Below are 19,679 nucleotides of genomic sequence, written 5' to 3'. Positions count from 1 at the left end.
GTCAGCGCTTGATCGCGACGCCGCCCCAGTAGTACGCGGCCTTCGGGTCGGCCGGCGGCTCGCCGTCCGGGCGCCAGGCCAGCACCGGGGCGACGCCCGGCTCGACCAGCTCCCAGCCGTCGAAGAACCGGACCACGTCGTCGTAGCTGCGCGGCACCAGGGTCATCCCGCCGGCCCGGGCGGCCTCGGCGACCTTGCCGACGGCCTCCGGGTCGAAGTCCGGGGTGGGGGTGGTCAGCGCGATGCAGCTGCCGGTCGGCAGGGCGTCGCGCAGTGCGGCGACCCGGCCCCACGGGTCGTCCGCGTCGGCGATCAGCATCAGCACGGCGATCATCAGCAGGCCGACCGGCTGGGTGAGGTCGAGGGTGGAGGTGAGCGCCGGGTCGGCGAACAGCTCCTCGGGCTTGCGCAGGTCGGCGTGGATGTAGGTGGTGCGGCTGGCCGGGCTGGAGACCATCAGCGCGCGGGCGTGGGCGAGCACGATCGGGTCGTTGTCGACGTAGACCACCCGGGTCCCGGGGCTGACGGCCTCGGCGATCTCGTGGGTGTTCGGCGAGGTCGGGATGCCGGTGCCGAGGTCGAGGAACTGGCGGATGCCGTGCTCCTGGGCCAGGTAGCGCACGGCCCGGCCCTGGAACGCGCGGTTGGCCTTGGCCATCTCCTTGACGCTCGGCACGGCCTGCTCGATGGCCTGCCCCATGGCGCGGTCCGGCGGGAAGTTGGTCTTCCCTCCCAGCCAGTAGTCGTACACACGCGCAGAGTGCGGGGCGGTGGTGTCGACGCCGAAGCGTTCCCACTGGCTGAGCTCGGTGGAGCCGTCGCCCTGCTGGCCCTGGTCGGGGGAGTCCTGACTTGTCGTCATGGCCACGTCCTCTGATGGCAGATCATCACACTGGGGAAGGCACAGCGTAGCGGCCCCGGGGGGAGGTGGAGCGTCCGGTCGGGGAAGATCCGTGGAAGAGCTCCGGAAGCGGGGTGTGCGACCGATGGCTCTTGGGCCGTCGGAGTGGTGATCGGGTCCGTCGGAGTTGCCCCCGGGAGCGGCGGTGACGGCCAGGGGATGCATCCACAATGCTGTCAGATCATCAGATTACTTCACGCAGGCTGCTGCTGGTCGCGGCCGGAATGTCCCTTTTGGGAACGGCTGCCGGATGCCAGAGCCCCTGGAGCGGCGGGGAGCGTCGCGCCGTGGCGGGGGCGACCGATGCCGTCTCCCCGCCCGCCGTCTCGCCGTCCGCCGCCTCGTCGGCCGCCACCCCGTCGGCCATCGTGCCGAGCGAGGCGCCCGTGCACCGGGTGCTCACCGAGGCGGAGGGCAAGCCGGTGTACGACCTGGGCTCGGGGCGGCGGGTGGTGGCGCTCACCATCGACGACGGCCCGGACCCCCGTCACACACCGGCCGTGCTGGCGCTGTTCGAGCAGTACGGGATCAGGGCGACGTTCTTCCTGATCGGCGAGAACGCGGCCGAGCACCCCGCCCTGGTGCGGGAGATCGCGGACCGCGGCCATCACATCGCCAACCACACCTGGACCCACCCGGACCTGCGGCACCTGTCCGAGGACAAGGTGCGGGACGAGCTGGAGCGGACCTCCGACCTGCTGCAACGGACCGCGGGCCGGCAGCCCACCTGGTTCCGCGCGCCGGGCGGGGACTGGTCCGAGGTCTCGCTCAAGGTGGCCGCCGACCTCGGGATGCGGAACATGGCCTGGTCGGTGGACCCGCGGGACTGGGCCAGGCCGGGGACCCCGGCGATCATCGACCGGGTCCTCAAGAACGTCCGGCCCGGGTCGATCGTGCTCAATCACGACGGCGGTGGGGACCGGTCGCAGACGGTGGCCGCGCTGAAGGCGTACCTGCCGGTGCTCGTCGACTCGGGGTACTACTTCACGGCTCCGCCGAACTGAGGGGGTTCCACTGGGCGGCAGGTCGCGGCTCTAGTGCTTAAACCACCCGAAAGGGTGGATTGGGAGAACCGTTTCTGCGGATTTTGGGCCTCTAGGGTGATTTCGCACCAATAAACCGGGTACCGCCGAGTACCACCTGAAAGGCCCTCACTCATGCGTCTCCGCAACGCCGTGCTCGCTGCCGCCAGCGCCGTCGCCCTCGTCCTCGCCGTTCCGTTCTCCGCCAACGCCGCGGAGGGTGACTTCCTCTACAAGGTCGGCCCCGGCGTCCTCACCGGCCTGGCCGACCCGCGGAGCGGCACGTGCATCGACCTGCCGTGGACGACCGAGGAGGCGCCGGGCTTCGCGCCGGAGAACTTCACCCGGTCCACGGCCACGGTCTTCCTGGACTTCGGCTGCTCGGGCGACGTGTTCTACGTCATGAACCCCGGCAAGAAGCTCGGCGACCGGCTGAAGCTGCGCTCCGTCGTCTTCTCCTGAGCGGACGGTCACCGCGGATCCGGACGGTCGGGCCACGGGCCGGGGCCGCCGCCCGGCTGACCGGGCCCGTCAGCCGGGCGGGGGCTGCCAGGGGTGGCCCGGGCCGGACGGGCGGCGTAGGTTCGAACTGTCCGGCCCGGTCGCCGGCGCCTCACCGTGCCCGTACGCGCTGCCCTCGTCGTGCGGCCCGCTGTGCCCGTGGCCGGGCGCCGCAGCCTGGGCAGAGCGAAGGAGGGCCTGGGATGACCGGCAACGGCTACGCGCACCCCGAGGCGTTGGTCCACACCGAATGGCTGGCCCACCACCTGGACGACGGGACGGTCCGGGTCGTCGATGTGGACGAGGACACGCAGGCCTACGACCGGGACCACATCCCCGGCGCGGTCGGCTGGAACTGGACCACCGACCTGCACAGCCAGGTCGGCCGGGACTACATCGACCGCGACGGCGTCCAGCACCTGCTGCGGGCGGCCGGGGTCGAGGACGACACCACCGTGGTCCTCTACGGCGGCAACAACAACTGGTTCGCCGCCTACGCCTACTGGCTGTTGCGGCTGCGCGGCTTCGGGCCGGTGCGGCTGCTGGACGGCGGGCGCAAGAAGTGGGAGCTGGAGGAGCGGGAGCTCACCCACGAGGTGATGGACTACCAGCACACCGACTACCGGCTCCGCGGGCCCGAGCGGCCGGAGCTGCGGGCGCTGCGGGACGAGGTCCTGGCCAAGGCCGAGGTGTTCGCCAAGCCCGGGGCGGACGCGGTGCTGGTGGACGTCCGCTCACCGGCCGAGTTCCGGGGCGAGCTGATCGCGCCCCCGCACCTGCCGCAGGAGCAGGCGCAGGTGCCCGGGCACATTCCGGGCGCGGTCAACATCCCCTGGTCGCAGGCGGCCAACGACGACGGGTCGTTCCGCTCGGCGGAGGAGCTGCGGGCGCTGTACGGGGGGCGGGGCGTGGAGTCGGAGCGCGAGGTGATCGCGTACTGCCGGATCGGCGAGCGGTCCGCGCACACCTGGTTCGCGCTCACCGAACTGCTCGGCTACCCGCACGTGAAGAACTACGACGGCTCGTGGACGGAGTACGGCTCGCTGGTGCGGGCGCCCGTGGCGCTCGGGACGTGAGTGACGGGTGGGGCGGGTGAGGCGGTTCCGCGGCACCGCTGCGGAGCCGCCATTTCGGCGCGTTTCTTCTCATGAACATCTCACGATCGGGGAGTGGGCGAGGGGCTGCCGGGACAAGGATCGATTCGACCCAATCGATCCTGTGATCCCTGGAGGACCACGTGCGCAAGAGACTGATCGTCTCTGCTGCCAGTGCCCTGAGCCTGTTCCTGGCCGTCCCCGCCTCGGCTTCCGACTTCCAGCCCGGCGCGGCCGGGGTCGGAGATCCGTACTATCCGACCTACGGCAACGGCGGGTACCGCGTCTCGCACTACGACATCCGGCTGAAGTACCAGCCCGCCACCGACGAGCTGGAGGGCACCGCGACCATTCTCGCCACGGCGACCCAGGACCTCTCCCGGTTCAACCTCGACTTCGCGCTGAACGTCTCCGAGGTCCGGGTCAACGGCCGGGTCGCGAAGTTCGCCACCAGCGGGGAGCAGGAGCTGGAGATCACCCCCGCCCGGCCGCTGGCCAAGGGCGCCCAGGCCACCGTGGTGGTGCGTTACAAGGGCGTGCCGTCCACCGTGAAGAAGTACGGCTTCACCAGCTGGCACCGCACGCCGGACGGCGGGATCGCCGCGAACGAGCCCGAGGCGGCCTGGTGGTGGTTCCCGAGCAACGACCACCCGAGCGACAAGGCCACCTACGACGTCTCGGTGCTGGTGCCGGACGGCACCCAGGCGATCAGCAACGGCGTGCTGACCGGTACCACCTCACAGGCCGGCTGGACCCGCTACAGCTGGCGCGAGAACAAGCCGCAGGCGACGTACCTGGCCACGCTCGCGATCGGCAAGTTCGACGTGACCCGGGACACCACGGCGAGCGGGCTGCCGGTCTACAACGCGTACAGCAAGGACCTCGGCGACAACGCCGACGCGGCCCGGGCGAGCGTCGAGCGCACCGGCGAGCTGGTGGACTGGCTGAGCGGCTACTTCGGCGAGTACCCGTTCAGCTCGGTCGGCGGCTACGTCCCCAACGTCCCGACCGGCTACGCCCTGGAGACCCAGACCCGGATCTTCTACAGCCCCCGGCAGTTCGCCAAGGGCGCCAACACCTCGGTGGTCGTGCACGAGCTGGCCCACCAGTGGTACGGGGACAGCGTCTCGCTCTCCCGCTGGAGCGACATCTGGCTGAACGAGGGCTTCGCCCGGTACTCCCAGTTCCTCTGGTCCGAGCACGAGAACGAGGGCACCGCGCAGGAGCTGGCCGACTACGTCTACGCCTCGCATCCGGCCGACGACCCGTTCTGGACCATCAAGCCGGGCGACCCGGGGCCGGACGACCAGTTCTCCAGCCCCGTGTACGAGCGCGGCGCGGTGGCCGTCCAGGCGCTGCGCAACGCCGTCGGTGACGAGAAGTTCTTCCGGATCCTCAAGGGCTGGCCCACCGAGCGCCGTTACGGTAACGCCACCATCCCGGAGTTCCAGGCGTACGCGGAGAAGGTCTCCGGGAAGAAGCTCGGCGACGTGCTGAACACCTGGCTGTTCACCCCGAGCAAGCCGGCCGTCGGGCCGGTGCCGCCGGGCACCGCAGCCGCGGCCTCGCTCGCGCCGGGCGCGGACCGGGCCGAGGGGCAGCTGCCGGTGGAGCCGAAGTCCTGGAAGAAGATCCAGGAGACCAACTCGGTGCATGAAGCCCGAAACTGACGACAGATCGGGCCGTTCGACGTGACGGCTTCGCGGCACCGCTGCGGAGCCGTCATTTCGGCGCGTTTCTTCTCATGAAGAACTCACGATCGGGGAGTGGGCGAGGGGCTGCCGGGACAAGGATCGGTTCAACCCCATCGTTCCTGTGATCCCTGGAGGACCACGTGCGCAAGAGACTGATCGTCTCTGCTGCCAGTGCCCTGAGCCTGTTCCTGGCCGTCCCCGCTTCGGCTTCCGGCTTCCAGCCCGGCGCGGACGGGCTCGGGGACCCGTACTACCCGACCCTCGGCAACGGCGGGTACCGCGTCTCGCACTACGACATCCGGCTGAAGTACCAGCCCGCCACCGACGAGCTGGAGGGCACCACGACCATTCTCGCCACGGCGACCCAGGACCTCTCCCGGTTCAACCTCGACTTCGCGCTGAACGTCTCCGAAGTCCGGGTCAACGGCCGGATCGCGACCTTCGCCACCAGTGGCGATCAGGAGCTGGAGATCACCCCCGCCCGGCCGCTGGCCAAGGGCAGCCAGGCCACCGTGGTGGTGCGCTACAAGGACGTGCCGTCCACCGTGCAGAAGTACGGTGGCTACACCGCCTGGCGCCGCACCCCGGACGGTGCGGTGGTGGCCGGTGAGCCGGTGTCGGCCGGGTGGTGGTTCCCGAGCAACGACCACCCGAGCGACAAGGCGACCTTCGACGTCTCGGTCCTCGTGCCGGACGGCAACCAGGTGATCAGCAACGGCGTGCTGACCGGCACCACCTCACAGGCCGGCTGGACCCGCTACAGCTGGCGCGAGAACAAGCCGCAGGCGACGTACCTGGCGACCCTGGCGATCGGCAAGTTCGACGTGAGCCAGGACACCACGGCGAGCGGGCTGCCGGTCTACAACGCGTACAGCAAGGACCTCGGGGAGAACGCGGCCGCGGCCCGGGCGAGCGTCGAGCGCACCGGCGAGCTGGTGGACTGGCTGAGCGGCTACTTCGGCGAGTACCCGTTCAGCTCCGTCGGCGGCTACGTCGCCAACACCCAGTCCAGTGGCGCACTGGAGACCCAGACCCGGGTCTCCTACGGTCCCGGGCTGTTCGCCCGGGGTTCCAACACCCAGGTGGTCGTCCACGAGTTGGCCCACCAGTGGTACGGGGACAGCGTCTCGCTCTCCCGGTGGAGCGACATCTGGCTGAACGAAGGCTTCGCCGAGTACTCCCAGTTCCTCTGGTCCGAGCACGAGAACGAGGGCACCGCCCAGGAGTTGGCCGACTACATCTACGCCTCGCGCCCGGCCGACGACCCGTTCTGGACCGTCAAGCCGGGCGACCCGGGAGAGGAGAACCAGTTCTCCGGTGCGGTGTACTACCGTGGCGCGGTGGCGATCCAGGCGTTGCGCAACGCCGTCGGGGACGAGAAGTTCTTCCGGATCCTCAAGGGCTGGCCCACCGAGCGCCGTTACGGTAACGCCACCATCCCGGAGTTCCAGGCGTACGCGGAGAAGGTGTCGGGCCAGAAGCTCGGCGACCTGCTGAACACCTGGCTGTTCACCCCGAGCAAGCCCGCCGTCGGGCCGGTGCCGCCGGGCACCGCGGCCGCGGCCTCGCTGGCGCCGGGCGCGGACGCCGGCCGGGCCGAGGGGCAGCTGCCGGCCGAGCCGAAGTCCTGGAAGAAGATCCAGGAGACCAGCTCGGTGCACGAAGCCCGACACTGACGGCATGCGGGGACGGGTCGGCGGTTCCGCGTGTACGGCGGGAACCGCCGGCCCGGCTCATGCCGTGCCCGGGCCGTCCGCCGCCAGCAGTTCGGTGAGGCGGCGGACAGCGAAGGGTATGAGTTCGCGGACCGGGACCAGCCGGCAGGGCGCGTCGCCGACCAGGACCTCGCGGATGCCCGCCTGCTCCTCGAACTCCCGCCCCACGACCGGGAAGTGGGTGTCGTTGTCGTCCCCCACGTCCGGCGCCTCGATCCAGACCCGCTCGCCCTGGATCGCCATCGGGAACCGGCGGAGCTTGAGCCGGCGGTTGGGTGCGAAGGTCTCGGCGTAGTGCAGGAAGGTGTTGCGGTTGTGGCCGACGCCGACCAGCAGCACGTACCCGCCGAGGTCGTGCAGCGCGCCGAACGGCGACTCCCGGCCGACGGCGAAGCCGAGCGAGCGCCGGGCGGTGACCTCCCGGGCGTGCGCGCCGACAGCGGCGACCGAGACCTGCGGGTGGGCACTGCGCAGGCTCTCCGGCAGGGCGCGCAGTGCCTCCGCCACCGCGCCCGTGGCGGAGGGGAGCCCGGGGTTGAACAGCGGGACGGCGGCCCGGAGTTCGGCGACCTCGGGGCTGGGCGGGCCGCTGTGCCCGGGGGCCGGGTCGCGGACCGTGTCGGAGGTGAAGGCGGGAGCGGCGACGGTGCCGCCGGGCCCGACCGCCTCGCGCAGGCTGGCCACCACGGCTGCCGCGCCGCCCTCGACCCGGCCGAGGCTGGAGAGCGAGGAGTGCACGATCAGCGCCATGCCCTCCCGGACGCCCACCCGGCGCCAGCCCTCCACGAGGTCGGTGGTGGTGAGCGGGCCGGTGCCCGGTGCGGTCATGGTGCCCCCTGGTGGCGGTGGTGCTGTTCGTACTGGGATCGTTCCGGGCCGACCATAGCGGGTGGCGCTGACAGTCGGTCAGGACGGGGGCCCCCTGCGCCGACTCGCCGGCCGTTTCACGGCCGGGCGGCCGGCCGCAGTCGCGGGTAGTCGGTGTAGCCGGTGGCCTCCTGGCCGTAGAGGTGGGTGGGGTCGACGGGGGTGAGCGGGGCGTTCGCGGCGAGCCGCTCGGGCAGGTCGGGGTTGGCGATGAAGGCGCGGCCGTAGGAGACCAGGTCGGCCAGGCCGGCGGTCAGCACCGCCTCGCCGCGCTCGCGGTCGGTGGCGGCGCGGTTCTCGCCGACGTTGCCGATCAGCGGCCCGGACCAGCGCGGGCGCAGGTCGGCCAGGGCCGGGTAGTCGTCGTTGTCGGTGAGGTGGAGATAGGCCAGGCCGAGGCCGTCGAGTTCGGCGAGCAGCGCGCGGTAGACCGGGGCGGGGTCGGCCTCGTACATGCCGAACTGCGGGTTGCCGGGGGACAGGCGCAGGCCGAGGCGATCGGGGCCGATGGCCTCGGCGACGGCGGTGACCAGTTCGATCGGGAAGCGCAGGCGGTCGGCGAGGGTGCGGGGGCCGTACTCGTCGGTGCGCAGGTTGGTGTTGTCGGCCAGGAACTGGTGGATCAGGTAGGAGTTGGCGCCGTGCAGTTCGACGGCGTCGAAGCCGGAGGCGAGGGCCAGCCGGGCGGAGTCGACGTGGTCGGCGATGGTGCGGCGGATCTCCTCGCGGGTCATGGCGCGCGGGGTGACGGCCTCTGCCTTGCCGCCGTCCTTGACGTGCACCGGGCCCGGGGCGGGGACGGCGGACGGGCCGGCCGGGACGTCGCCGAGCAGCCGGTTGAGGGGGTGTCCCTGGCGCCCGCCGTGCATCAGCTGGGCGGCGATCCGCCCGCCGGCGGCGTGCACGGCCTCGGTCACCGCGCGCCAGCCGGCCGCGTGCGCGGGCGTCTCCAGGCCGGGCAGGCGCCAGCCGGACTGGCCCTGCCGGCTGGGCCAGATGCCCTCGGTGACGATCAGGCCGGCACTCGCGCGCTGGGCGTAGTACTCGGCGACGACGGGCAGTGGCGTACCGTCCACGGCGGCCCGGTACCGCGTCATCGGGGCCATGGCGACGCGGTTCGGCAGGTCGAGCCGGCCGAGGCGGTACGGGGTGAGCAGGGATGCGGTGGTGGTCGTGGTCATGCCGGTACGGTAGAACTTGACACCGGTGTCAGGTTCAAGCGTGTTCGGCGGTCCCGGGTCCGCTCCTGGCCCCGGCGGCGGTCGCGGTGTCCGCCTTCGCGTCGGTGTCCCTGTCGGTGGCCGTTCCGGTGTCCGTGCCGGTGGTCGCGTCGGCGTCCGTGTCGGCCTCGGTGGGGATCAACTCCTCGATGCCGTAGGGGAATCGTCCCATCGCGGGGCGCGGGAGTGCGGCCGGGTCCGCCGTCGTGGCCAGGCTCGGCGCCTCGGCGGACCGCAGGGTGTCCAGGGCCCAAGGTGCCTTCGCCGTCGACGACTTGGCGGAGGCCGCCGCTGTCGTCCGGCAGCAGTCGGGTGTGCAGCGAGCCGTGCAGGCGCAGCAGCTGCTCCACTGCGGTGAGCAGGACGGGCAGTCGCAGCCGCGGGTCCGGCGGCGCCGCGGTGGCGATGTCGTGGCGCGGCGCGTCGGCCGGCGGCAGCTGTCGTACCGGGCGGGGACTCCCGCTCGTCGTCGCACCGGTAGCGCCCGGCCCTTCGTGGGGCCGGGCGCTACCGGCGGTTCGGGGGTTCCGCGAGTCTCTTGACATAAAGTATCTTGACGTCGAGATTAATTGCGATCGTGCGACTCGACCGACTCACACCACTCATACGACGGGGGCCTGTCATGCGGGGGAACGGACTGATGGCGCAGCTGCGGCGGCCGCCGGGCGGGCGGGACGCGCGGATCATGCTGCTGGCGCAGTGCGTCGACCGGACCGGCACCGGGGTGTGGGCGGCGGCCTCGGTGCTCTACTTCACCTACGTGTGCGGGATGGACGCACGCCGGCTGGGGCTGCTGCTCGGGGTGGGGGCGGTGGCGGGGATCGCCGGCTCCCCGCTGGCCGGGCGGGCGGCCGAGCGGATCCCGGTGCGGTGGCTGCTGATCGGCTGCCACCTGCTGCGACTGGGCGCGATGGGGCTGCTGCTGGTGGTCGACGACTTCGCCGCGCTGCTGCCCGTGGTGGCCCTGATCTGCCTGGCCGAGCGCGCCGCCAAGACACTGGAGATGCTGTTCGCGACCCGGGTGGCGGGCGAGCGGCGGGCGACCTACCAGGCGCTGTTCCGCAGTGTGGCCAACGCCGGGTACGCGCTCGGTGCGGGCATCGCGGCGATCGGGCTCGCGATCGGGACCACGGCCGCCTACCGGGCGCTGATCCTCGCCAACGGGCTGTCCTACGTGCTCGCCGCCGTGCTGGTCTGGCGGACCCGGGAGCCGTCCGGGCGCGGCCTGGTCGCGGCGAAGGCCGGGGAAGAGCCCGCCGCGTCGCCCTCCGCCGTGCCGAGCCCCTGGCGGGACCGCGGCTACCTGCGGTTCGTCCTGCTGGACATGCCGCTGAACCTGGACGACTCGATCCTCAACGTCGGGCTGCCGCTCTGGCTGGTCCACCACACCGGCGCGCCGCACGCGGTCGTCCCGGTCTTCCTGGTGCTCAACACGGTGCTCGTGGTGCTGCTGCAACTGCGGGTCTCGGCCCGGGCGGAGGGCGCGCTCGGCGCGGCCGCAGCGGTGCGCTGGTACGGGGTGACGGTGCTGGGTGGCTGCCTGCTGATCGCGCTCGCCACCGGCGCCGGGCCGGTCGTGGCCTCGGTCGCACTGCTGGCCGCGGCCATGCTGGTCACCCTGGCGGAGCTGCTGCGCTCGGTGAGCTCCTGGGAGCTGGCGGTCGTACTGGCCCCGCCGGGTGCCCGGGCCTCGTACCTGGGGGTCGCCGGGATGTCCCAGTCGGTGCAGAAGTCGGTGGGCCCGCTGCTGCTCACGGGGGTGGTGATGGCGGCCGGGCCGGTCGGCTGGCTGGGGCTCGGAGCGGCGACGGTCGGCCTCGGCGCGCTCCAGCGCCGGGCCAGCCTGCGGCGGCTGGAGGCGCTGGCCGGGGCGGCCGGTGGCGCGGGGGTCGAGCCGGTGCGATCGGTCGAGGCCTCGGTGGGTTGAACCGGTCGGAGAGTCGGCCCGCTCAGCGGGCGGCGGCCGTGACCGGGCGGTGGCGGAGCACCCAGGCGGCGGCCGGGGCGGCGCACAGGGCCGACAGGACCAGCGCGCCGGCCGCCACCAGCCCGACCGGGCGCCATGGCAGCGCCCACGGCCCGGGCGCGCCGATGACACTCAACGCGGCGTGCATGGTGCCGAGTTGAACGGCGGACACGGCGCAGCCGAGCACCACGCCGACCGCTGCCACCAGCACCGCCTCGGCCGTCACCAGACGGACCACCTGGCCCCGGGTGGCGCCGGCCAGCCGGAGCAGGGCGAGTTCGCGGCGGCGGTCCCCGGTGGTGGTGAGCAGTGTGTTGGCGAGCGCGATCGCGGTGTAGACGAGTGCCAGGGCGAGCACCAGGACGGTCCGGAGCCAGGCGATCCGGCCGGTCGAGGGGGAGACGGCGGCGAGCCAGCCGGCCCGGTCGAGCACCGTCGCGCCGTAAGGGCGGAGGGCGGCGCGGGCGCGGTCGAGGGCGGCGGTGCCGTCGGTGCCCGGGGCGAGCCGGACCTCGATCCGGTCCACCCGGGCGCCCGGGGCGTTGGCGGCGGTGACGTACAGCCCGTTGTCGCCGAGGCCGTCGCGCAGCACGGCGACGGTCCGCAGGACGGTCCGGCTGCCGTCGGCCCGGACCACCGGGACGAGCTCGCCGACCGTGCGGCCCGACTCGGCGGGCAGGACCAGGGAGTCGTCGTCGAGGTCGGCCGGGGAACCGGCGAGCAGGGGGAGCCGGGCGAGGGCGGCCAGGCCGGCCGGGTCGGCGGCGCGGGCCTCGGACCGGACGGTGACGCCGTCCGGCTCGACGAGGGCCAGCGGTGTGGGCGCGGTCGCCGAGACGGCGGTCACGCCGGGGACGGTCCGCAGGGCGGTGACCAGCGGCGCCGACGGACCGGCGGGGCGGACGACCAGGTCGGCGGCGGTCCGGGCGCGGGCCTCGGCGGCCCGGGCGGCGCTCACCGTGTCCAGCGCGCCGGCCAGGGAGCCGGTCAGCGCCACCGCCACCAGCACCGGCGCGGCCACCGCGCCCGTACGGCGCAGCGCCGCGGCGGCGCCGGCGGGCACCAGCCGGCCCGCGTACCCGGTGAGCCGGGCGGGCAGCAGCAGGCCGAGCGCCCGGACCAGCGGCGGCGCGAGGAGCGGGGAGAGCAGGCCGGCCGCGCAGATCAGCCACATCGGCTGGGTGGTGTAGGTCTTGCGGTGCAGCAGGTCGGCGGGGTCCGTGAGGAGCGCGGCGCCGGCCAGCGCGATGGCGGTGAGGAACAGGCCGAGCCCCAGCAGCAGCCGGCCGCGGGTCAGCACCCCGGTGTCGAGGTCGGCCGCGCGCAGGGCGTCCAGCGGGCCGACCCGGCCCGCCCGGCGGGCGGCCGCCGCGACCCCGCCCAGGGCGACCAGCAGGCCGGTCCAGAACGCGGCGTGCAGCGGCCAGGCCGAGTCGCTCGGCGCGAAGCCGGGCGGGGCCATGCCGACCCCGGACAGCCATCGGACGAGCGCGGGCGCCCCGAGCCGGCCGAGCAGGCAGCCCGTGGCGGAGGCGGCCGCGCCGAGCAGCAGTGCCTCGGCCAGCACCGTGCGCCGGACCTGCGCCCGGGTCGCCCCGGCCGACCTGAGCAGGCCGAACTCGCGGCGGCGCCGGACGACGGCGTAGGAGTACGTGGAGGCCACGACGAACGCCGACACGAACGCGCTCACCCCGCCGGCGGTGCCGAGCGCGGCGACCAGCGAGACCAACTCCCCTCCGCCGGACGGCGCGTCGAGCGCGGCGGCCAGGCCGAGCAGCATCACGGCGGTCATCGCGACGCCGAGTGCGAGGGCGAGGAAGGCGCCGAGCAGGGAGGGCCAGCGCGTGGTCAGCGAGGTGAGGGCGATCCGCAGCATTCTCATGACACTCAGCGAACCGGTCGGGGCGGGGACGGTCAGCAGACCGGGGCCTACTCCGATGGGTAGGGGCGGCCCTACCCGTAGGGGAGGTCCCCGGCGCGGGCTCCCGGCGCCGGGGGAGGGGCGGGGCAAAGGTAGGCCAGGCCCTACCGCCGGGGCGTCCGCCCGGTGCCTAGGGTGTGCGGACGGGATTCCTCCGACGGAGGGGGCATTCCTCCGACGGAGGGGCATGGCTGTGACGGAGGGGGCACGGTGAACGGGGGCGGGAAGGCCGGAACGGCCAGAACGGACGGAACGGCCGGAGCGGACGGGCCGGGCGCGAGGAGCCTCTGGGCTCCGCCGGCCCGGGCCGGGTTCCTGCGCTCGGACGCCCCCTGGCGGGCGGCCGGGTACCTGCTGGCCACCGGCCTGAGCGGGCTGCTGCTCTGTTTCGGGCTGCTGCTGTCGGGGCTGGTCGCCGGGGTCCTGGCGGTGGTGCTGGTCGGGCTGCCACTGGCGGCCGCGCTGGCCCTGGCCGGGGTGCCGGTCGCGGCCTGGGAGCGGCGGCTGGTCCGCTTCCTGGACGGCGGACGGGTGCCGGACCCGCACCTCGTCCCCCCGAACCCGGGTCTGGCCGCCTGGTTGCGGCTGCGCTACCGCGAGCAGGCGACCTGGCGGGAGCTGGGCTTCGCGCTGCTGGCCGCCTTCGTGCTCTGGCCGATCGACCTGGCGGTGACGGCCTGCGCCCTCGCCGTGCCCGGTTACCTGATCGCGGCGCTGCCGCTGCTGCTGCGGGACGGCGAGCAGGTGAACGTGCTCAAGGTGGTCGTGGTGCACTCGCCGCCGCTGGCCGCCCTGCTCGGGTTGGCCGGACTGCTGCTGTTCCCGCTGCTGGCCTACCCGCTGGCCCTCCTGGCCGCCGCCCGGGCGGCGCTGGTCCGGCTGGTGCTGGCGCCCGGCGGGCAGGAGCAGCGGATCGGTGAACTGGTGCGCTCCCGAGCCCGGTTGGTGGATGCCTTCGAGGCGGAGCGGCGCCGGATCGAGCGCGATCTGCACGACGGCGCCCAGCAGCGGCTGGTGGCGCTGACCATGGCGCTCGGGCTGGCCCGGCTGGACGCTCCGGTGCACGGGCCGCTGGCTGCCCGGCTGGCCGAGGCGCACCGGGAGGCAGGTGAAGTCCTGGCCGAACTCCGGGAGTTGATCAACGGCATCCATCCGCAGGTGCTCACCGACCACGGCCTGCCGGAGGCCTGCGCGGACGCCGCCGACCGCTCGCCGGTCCCGGTCGCCACCCGCTTCGAGCTGCCCGGCCGGCTGCCGGCCCCGGTCGAGTCGGCCGGCTACTTCGCCGTCACCGAGGCGCTCGCCAACCTCGCCAAACACAGCGGCGCGAGCAGCGCGACGGTCGAAGGACGGTACACGGAGGGCCGGTTGACGATCGAGGTGACGGACGACGGCAGCGGCGGCGCCGACCCGGCGCGCGGCACCGGACTGACCGGACTGGCCGACCGGGTCGCGGTGGTGCACGGCACACTGGCCGTCAGCAGTCCGCGCGGCGGACCGACCCTGGTGCGGGTGGAGATCCCCTGCACCCCGATCGACCGAGGAGCAGCGTGACGACGATGGGACCGGCGCCGGACGGCCTGCGGGTGGTGGTGGCCGAGGACGGTGTCCTGCTGCGCGAGGGCCTGGTCGGCCTGCTGGCCCGGTTCGGACATCAGGTGGTGGCGGCCGTCGGGGACGCCGAGGCGTTGCGGACGGCGGTCGGGGAACACCGGCCGGACCTCGTGGTCACGGACGTCCGGATGCCGCCGGGCCAGAGCGACGAGGGGCTGCGGGCGGCCCTCGCGCTGCGTGAACGTTTCCCCGGACTGCCCGTCCTGGTGCTCAGCCAGTACGTGCAGCACTCGTACGCGGCCCGGCTGCTGGAGGCGGGGGACGGCTCCGGGGTCGGCTACCTGCTGAAGGACCGGATCGGACAGATCGAGGAGTTCGTGGCGGCGCTCGGTGCGGTGGCCGCCGGGGGCACGGTGGTGGACCCGGAGGTGGTGCGGCAACTGCTGCGTCGCCGCCGCAGCCCGCTGGAGAGGCTCACCCCGCGCGAGCGGGAGGTGCTGGCGCTGATGGCGCAGGGACGGTCGAACGCGGCGATCTGCCGGGAGCTGGTGGTGTCGGAGGCAGCGGTGAGCAAGCACATCGGCAACATCCTGATGATGGACCTGCCGCCGGCCGAGGAGACCCACCGGCGGGTGCTGGCGGTGCTGGAGTTCCTCCGGGCCTGAGGGTGCCCGCGGTCGGTCGGGTACGGCCCGGGGCGGGGCTCCGGGCCGTACCGGGGGAGTGGGCGTCAGGCGAGGGTGACCTCGACGGGGAGCTTCTTGATGCCGTTCACGAAGTTGGAGCGCACCCGCGGGACGTCTCCGACGAGCTTGATGCCCGCCAGCCGCGGGATGAGCTCCTCGAACATGATGCGGATCTCGGTGCGCGCGAGCAGGTTGCCCAGGCACAGGTGGGGGCTGCCCTTGCCGAAGGTGACATGGTCGTTGTCCCGGCGGGTCACGTCGAAGTCGTAGGGATTGCCGAAGACCTCCTCGTCACGGTTGCCGGAGGCGAACCACATGACGACCTTGTCGCCCTCCCTGATCCGCTTTCCGCCGAGTTCGACGTCGCGCGTGGCCGTGCGGCGGAAGTGGTAGACGGGAGACGCCCAGCGCAGGAACTCCTCCACCGCGGCGGGGATGAGGGAGGGGTCCTCCCGGAGGCGGGCGAGCTGCCCGGGGTGCTGGAGGAGGGCCAGCATGGAGTGGCTGATGGTGTGGCGGGTGGTCTCGTTGCCGGCGACGACCAGGAGCAGGAAGTAGTTGTCGAAGTCCTGCGGCGAGAGCGGCACCCCGTCGCGCGGGGTCTCGTTGACCAGCTTGGAGATCAGGTCGGTGCCGGCGCCGCCGCGCCGCTGCCGGGCGAGCTCGCGGCCGTACGCGAAGACCTCCAGCGAGGCGGGCGAGCGGAAGGGCAGGTCGCGGTACTTCTCGCTCTCCTCGCTGTGCAGCAGGACGTCGGCGTAGTCGGGGTCGGTGTTGCCGATGATCCGGTTGCCCCAGTCGATGAGCTGCTGGTTGTCCTCCGGGGGCACGTCCAGGAGGCGGGCGAGCACGTTGATCGGGAAGTCGGCGGAGACCTCGCTGACGAAGTCGAAGCGGCCCTTGGCCAGGGCTGCGTCCAGCGTGGTGGCGGTCAGTCCGCGCAGGAAGTCGGCGTAGCTGTTGATGACGTTCGCGCCGAACTGCCGCTGGAGGAGGCTGCGCAGGGCGCGGTGGCGGACTCCGTCCAGCTCCAGGATGGAGGCGCGCTTCTTGATCTGGTCGTCGTCGACCTCCTCCAGGTTCACGAACCTCGCCGAGGTGAAGGTTTCGGCGTCCCGGTCGACGCGGGCGATGTCGGAGTGCCGGGTGACCGCCCAGAAGCCGGAGTTGGGCGCCTCCTCCGGCTGCCAGTGGACCGGATCCTCGTGGCGGAGGGTGTGGAACATGCGCCACGGTGTGACGCCGTCGGTGAAGTTGTCGAGATCGGCCAGGTTCACCTGGTCGAGCGGCATCGGTTCGTCGATGGCGCCGGAAGCGGTCGGCGTGGCCGGCACGGTGGTCATGGTTGGTCTCCTCGGTCTTACAGGTGGTACGCGTACTCGGTGAACTCCCAGTCGGTGACGTGCCGTTGGAAGCGGTCGACCTCGTCGCGCTTGTACGAGAGGTAGGCGGCGGTGAAGTCCGGGCCGAGGACGTCGGTCAGGGCCGTGTCCGCTTCCAGCGCGTCGAGGGCCTCGGGCAGGGACATCGGCAGGACCGCGGACCTGGTGCGGTCGTAGCCGTAGCCCTCCAGCGGCGCGGCGGGCTCTTCGCCGGCGATGACGCCCAGGAGCGCCGCCGCGATGGTGCCCGCGATCAGCAGGTAGGGGTTGGCGCTCGCGTCCCCCAGCCGCAGTTCGAACCGGCTGCCGGAGCCGCGCTCCGGCGGGATGCGGACCATGGCGCTGCGGTTGTCCAGCCCCCAGTCGATCAGCCAGGGGGCGAGGGTGTCGGGGCCGAAGCGTTTGTAGGAGTTGATCGTCGGGTTGGCCAGCGCCGCGAGTGCCGGGGCGTGGGCGAGGACGCCGGCCACCGCGTGGCGCGCGGTGGCGCTCAGCCCGTACGGCGCGGCCGGGTCCGCGAAGACGTTGCCGCCCTCGTCGTCCACGCAGGACAGGTGGAGGTGGAAGCCGGATCCGCCGGCGCCTTGGAAGGGCTTGGCCATGAAGGTGGCCAACCGGCCTTCCTTGCGGGCGAGTTCCTTGACCGCGGACTTGAAGCGGAAGGCGCGGTCCGCGGCCTCCATGGCGCCGGAGTGGTTCAGGTTGATCTCGAACTGGGAGCCGTCGAACTCGTGGTTGCCGTTGGTGACGCCGATGCCGAGGTCGCGCAGCAGGCGCAGGCTGCGCAGCAGGTGGTTGTCGCCGTCGGCGCGCAGCCCTGCCGTGTAGACCACGCCCGCGGCCTCGCTGTAGCGGCGCCAGCCCCGGGGGGTCTCGGGGGCCGCGTCGCACAGGAAGTACTCCAACTCCGGCCCCACGACCGGGTGCAGGCCGTACTGCCGGCATCGGTCGACGACCGTGCGCAGCAGGTCGCGCGGGGATTCCGGGGCGGGCCGTCCGGTGGCCGGGTCGGTGACGTCGCCGAGGCAGGCCGCGACTCCGGGTTCCCAGGGCAGGGCGGTCAGGGTGTCGAGGTCGGGGCGCACGCAGATGTCGGGCAGGCCGGCGTCCAGGCCCCCGGAGACGGGGACCACGTCGCCCTGGGGGCTGGTGTGGTAGACGGCGCGGCAGAAGGCGAGCCCGTGGCCGCAGGCCGAGGGCAGGTGGTCCAGCAGGACGTCCCGGGCCCGTTCGGTGCCGATGAGGTCGGGATAGGTCACCCGGACCACGTCGATGCCCTGGGCGGCCAGTCGCTCCATGTGGTGGCGGACGGGCGGGATGTCGGATGCGCTCACCGGTGGCTCCTCTGGGGGGAAGTGGGGCGCCTCCCCGTGCTCGCGGCACGGGGAGGGCCAGGGCGCGCGGCAGTGGGGGAGTGGAGAGTGGGGAGGGGGCGCGGCGGCTTCGGACTGCGGGGTGGGGCAGGACACCGCTCGCTCGCTGGTGGCAAACGGTAGGGACGCCGGTCGCTCTCCCGCAAGGGGTCTGTCCCAGAAATTTATCCATCCGGATAGCTATTGACCAGGGGCCGGGCTGCTTCCTATGTTATTTGACATCAAACGTTTTGGCGGTCGATGTCCATCGCCCCCCCGCGCGGAGGCCGTCGCCCTTCTGCGGCGTCCACCGCCCCCCTCGGCCGTGATCCGGTCCCCGCGGGTCCACGCCCCCTCTCCCTCCCTTTCCCCGACGCTCCCCCACCATCAGGAGGACCGGCCATGAAGGTCGTCGTCGACATGAACAAGTGCCAGGACCACGGCCAGTGCGTCTTCGCCGCCCCCGACGTCTTCCGCTTCGACGACGACGGACGTCTGGCGTACGTCGTGCACCCCGACGAGGCCCTGCGCGGCGACGTCGAGGAGGCCGCCGACGTCTGCCCGCTCCAGGCCATCCGGATCGAGGACTGAGCCGTGACCGCACCCATCGTCGTGGCCGGCGCCTCCATGGCCGGGCTGCGCGCCGCCGAACAGCTGCGCGCCGCGGGCTGGGACGGGCCGATCACCCTCGTCGGGGACGAGCCCCACATGCCCTACAACCGGCCTCCGCTGTCCAAGGAGGTCCTGGCGGGCAAGGCGACCTTCGATTCGCTCGCCTTCCGGCCCCGGGCCAGTGTCTCCGACGTGCGGTGGCGCCTGGGCGCCACGATCGTCCGGGCCGCCCTCGACCGGCAGGTCGTCGAACTCGACGACGGCGAGACCCTGCCCTACCGCGCTCTCGTGGTGGCCACCGGCATGCGCCCCCGGCGACTGCGCTGCCCCGGTCCCGTCACCGGACGGCACACCGTCCGTACGCTGGCCGACGCCCGGGGGCTGCGCGAGGCGCTGACCCGGCCGGGCGTGCGCGTGGTCGTGGTGGGAGCCGGCTTCATCGGCTGCGAGGTGGCCGCCAGCGCCGTGGCCCTCGGCGCCGCCGAGGTCACCGTGGTCGACCCGCTGCCGCTGCCCATGGTCGGCCCGCTGGGCGAACTGCTCGCCGGGGCGCTGCTCGCCCGCCATCGGGAGCGGGGCGTCCGCTTCGCCCTCGGCACCGGGGTGAGCGCCTTCCAGGGCGGGGACCGGGTCACCGGGGTGGCCCTGGCCGACGGCCGGGTGCTGGCCGCGGACGTCGTGGTGGAGTCGGTCGGCTCCGCGGCCAACACCGAGTGGCTCGAAGGCAACGGACTGGACCTCTCCGACGGCGTGCTCACGGACGAGCACCTGCGGGCCGGCGGACGTCCGGACGTGATCGCCGTCGGCGACGTCGCCCGCTTCCCCAACGCCCGGTACGACGGTGTCCCGCGCCGCGTCGAGCACTGGTGCATCCCCACCGACACGGCCAAGCACGCCGCCAAGGTGCTCACCGCGCACCTCACCGGCGCCGACCACGGTCTCGCGCCGTTCGCGCCGCTGCCGACCTTCTGGAGCGACCAGCACGACTTCCGGCTCCAGTCCTTCGGCGCCCCCGCCCTCGGCAAGGACGACGTGCGCGTCCTGGACGGCGACCTCGACGGGGACGTCCTGGTCGGCTACCACCGGGACGGCCGCCTGGTCGGCGTCGTCGCCCTCGGCGGCCAGAGCGCCGCGGCCGCCGCCGCCCGCTACCGCGCCGAACTGCTCCAGCAACCCGCTCCCACCGCGTAAG

General features: G+C 73.2%; 17 protein-coding genes. 10 read left to right on the top strand and 7 right to left on the bottom strand.

What is annotated here, in order from left to right; genetic code table 11:
- Position 1: 1 nt before the first annotated feature.
- The gene (locus AB0O11_RS08440) at positions 2–862 is read right to left on the bottom strand and encodes an SAM-dependent methyltransferase (protein ID WP_363383284.1); all 861 of its coding nucleotides are present in this window, start codon (positions 860–862) and stop codon (positions 2–4) included.
- Positions 863–1,188: 326 nt separating this feature from the next.
- On the opposite strand from AB0O11_RS08440, the gene AB0O11_RS08435 reads away from it, so the two are divergent.
- The 5 genes from AB0O11_RS08435 to AB0O11_RS08415 all read left to right on the top strand — a co-directional run bounded on the left by AB0O11_RS08435 (position 1,189) and on the right by AB0O11_RS08415 (position 6,888).
- Complete coding sequence (locus AB0O11_RS08435) at positions 1,189–1,905, top strand: polysaccharide deacetylase family protein (RefSeq protein WP_363383282.1); 717 nt, start codon at positions 1,189–1,191, stop codon at positions 1,903–1,905.
- Positions 1,906–2,058: 153 nt separating this feature from the next.
- Entirely contained in the window at positions 2,059–2,385 is a 327-nt protein-coding gene (locus tag AB0O11_RS08430; protein ID WP_363383280.1) for a hypothetical protein, read from the top strand.
- A gap of 242 nt (positions 2,386–2,627) precedes the next feature.
- Positions 2,628–3,500, top strand: a complete 873-nt coding sequence (locus AB0O11_RS08425; RefSeq protein WP_363383278.1) for a sulfurtransferase — start codon at positions 2,628–2,630, stop codon at positions 3,498–3,500.
- Positions 3,501–3,661: 161 nt separating this feature from the next.
- Positions 3,662–5,188 (top strand): M1 family metallopeptidase, encoded by a 1,527-nt coding sequence (locus tag AB0O11_RS08420; protein WP_363383276.1) that lies wholly within the window; start codon positions 3,662–3,664, stop codon positions 5,186–5,188.
- A gap of 164 nt (positions 5,189–5,352) precedes the next feature.
- Positions 5,353–6,888, top strand: coding sequence for a M1 family metallopeptidase (locus AB0O11_RS08415; protein WP_363383274.1), 1,536 nt, complete (start codon positions 5,353–5,355; stop codon positions 6,886–6,888).
- 57 nt (positions 6,889–6,945) lie between these two features.
- Here the strand turns inward: AB0O11_RS08415 and AB0O11_RS08410 are convergent, their stop codons facing one another.
- From AB0O11_RS08410 to AB0O11_RS08400, 3 genes are all read right to left on the bottom strand, one after another.
- Positions 6,946–7,755, bottom strand: coding sequence for an AAC(3) family N-acetyltransferase (locus tag AB0O11_RS08410; RefSeq protein WP_363383272.1), 810 nt, complete (start codon positions 7,753–7,755; stop codon positions 6,946–6,948).
- Positions 7,756–7,871: 116 nt separating this feature from the next.
- The gene (locus tag AB0O11_RS08405; protein ID WP_363383271.1) at positions 7,872–8,975 is read right to left on the bottom strand and encodes an alkene reductase; all 1,104 of its coding nucleotides are present in this window, start codon (positions 8,973–8,975) and stop codon (positions 7,872–7,874) included.
- Between the two features lie 34 nt (positions 8,976–9,009).
- Positions 9,010–9,186 (bottom strand): hypothetical protein, encoded by a 177-nt coding sequence (locus AB0O11_RS08400; RefSeq protein ID WP_363383270.1) that lies wholly within the window; start codon positions 9,184–9,186, stop codon positions 9,010–9,012.
- A 468-nt stretch (positions 9,187–9,654) separates the two neighbouring features.
- Here AB0O11_RS08400 and AB0O11_RS08395 point away from each other — a divergent pair, with 468 nt between their 5' ends.
- On the top strand, positions 9,655–10,941 hold the full coding sequence (locus tag AB0O11_RS08395) for an MFS transporter (protein ID WP_363383268.1): 1,287 nt from the start codon (positions 9,655–9,657) through the stop codon (positions 10,939–10,941).
- Between the two features lie 22 nt (positions 10,942–10,963).
- On the opposite strand, the gene AB0O11_RS08390 is transcribed toward AB0O11_RS08395, so the two are convergent.
- Positions 10,964–12,862, bottom strand: a complete 1,899-nt coding sequence (locus AB0O11_RS08390) for an FtsX-like permease family protein (protein WP_363383266.1) — start codon at positions 12,860–12,862, stop codon at positions 10,964–10,966.
- A gap of 354 nt (positions 12,863–13,216) precedes the next feature.
- On the opposite strand from AB0O11_RS08390, the gene AB0O11_RS08385 reads away from it, so the two are divergent.
- Entirely contained in the window at positions 13,217–14,455 is a 1,239-nt protein-coding gene (locus AB0O11_RS08385) for a sensor domain-containing protein (protein ID WP_363383559.1), read from the top strand.
- A 5-nt stretch (positions 14,456–14,460) separates the two neighbouring features.
- Positions 14,461–15,120: a response regulator transcription factor gene (locus AB0O11_RS08380; RefSeq protein WP_363383558.1), complete on the top strand. Its 660-nt coding sequence runs from the start codon at positions 14,461–14,463 to the stop codon at positions 15,118–15,120.
- Positions 15,121–15,185: 65 nt separating this feature from the next.
- On the opposite strand, the gene AB0O11_RS08375 is transcribed toward AB0O11_RS08380, so the two are convergent.
- Both AB0O11_RS08375 and AB0O11_RS08370 read right to left on the bottom strand, forming a co-directional pair.
- Complete coding sequence (locus AB0O11_RS08375) at positions 15,186–16,484, bottom strand: cytochrome P450 (protein WP_363383264.1); 1,299 nt, start codon at positions 16,482–16,484, stop codon at positions 15,186–15,188.
- Between the two features lie 17 nt (positions 16,485–16,501).
- Complete coding sequence (locus AB0O11_RS08370) at positions 16,502–17,857, bottom strand: glutamine synthetase family protein (RefSeq protein ID WP_363383262.1); 1,356 nt, start codon at positions 17,855–17,857, stop codon at positions 16,502–16,504.
- A gap of 420 nt (positions 17,858–18,277) precedes the next feature.
- Here AB0O11_RS08370 and AB0O11_RS08365 point away from each other — a divergent pair, with 420 nt between their 5' ends.
- Both AB0O11_RS08365 and AB0O11_RS08360 read left to right on the top strand, forming a co-directional pair.
- A complete protein-coding gene (locus AB0O11_RS08365) occupies positions 18,278–18,466 on the top strand; it encodes a ferredoxin (RefSeq protein ID WP_363383260.1) in 189 nt (62 codons plus the stop codon).
- A gap of 3 nt (positions 18,467–18,469) precedes the next feature.
- The gene (locus AB0O11_RS08360; RefSeq protein ID WP_363383258.1) at positions 18,470–19,678 is read left to right on the top strand and encodes an FAD-dependent oxidoreductase; all 1,209 of its coding nucleotides are present in this window, start codon (positions 18,470–18,472) and stop codon (positions 19,676–19,678) included.
- Position 19,679: the final 1 nt, after the last annotated feature.

Origin of the sequence: Kitasatospora sp. NPDC093102, from assembly GCF_040683915.1 — a bacterium.
Taxonomy (GTDB): domain Bacteria; phylum Actinomycetota; class Actinomycetes; order Streptomycetales; family Streptomycetaceae; genus Kitasatospora.
The sequence above is the reverse complement of the archived record's forward strand: the minus strand, read 5'-3'. Positions and strand labels throughout refer to the sequence as shown.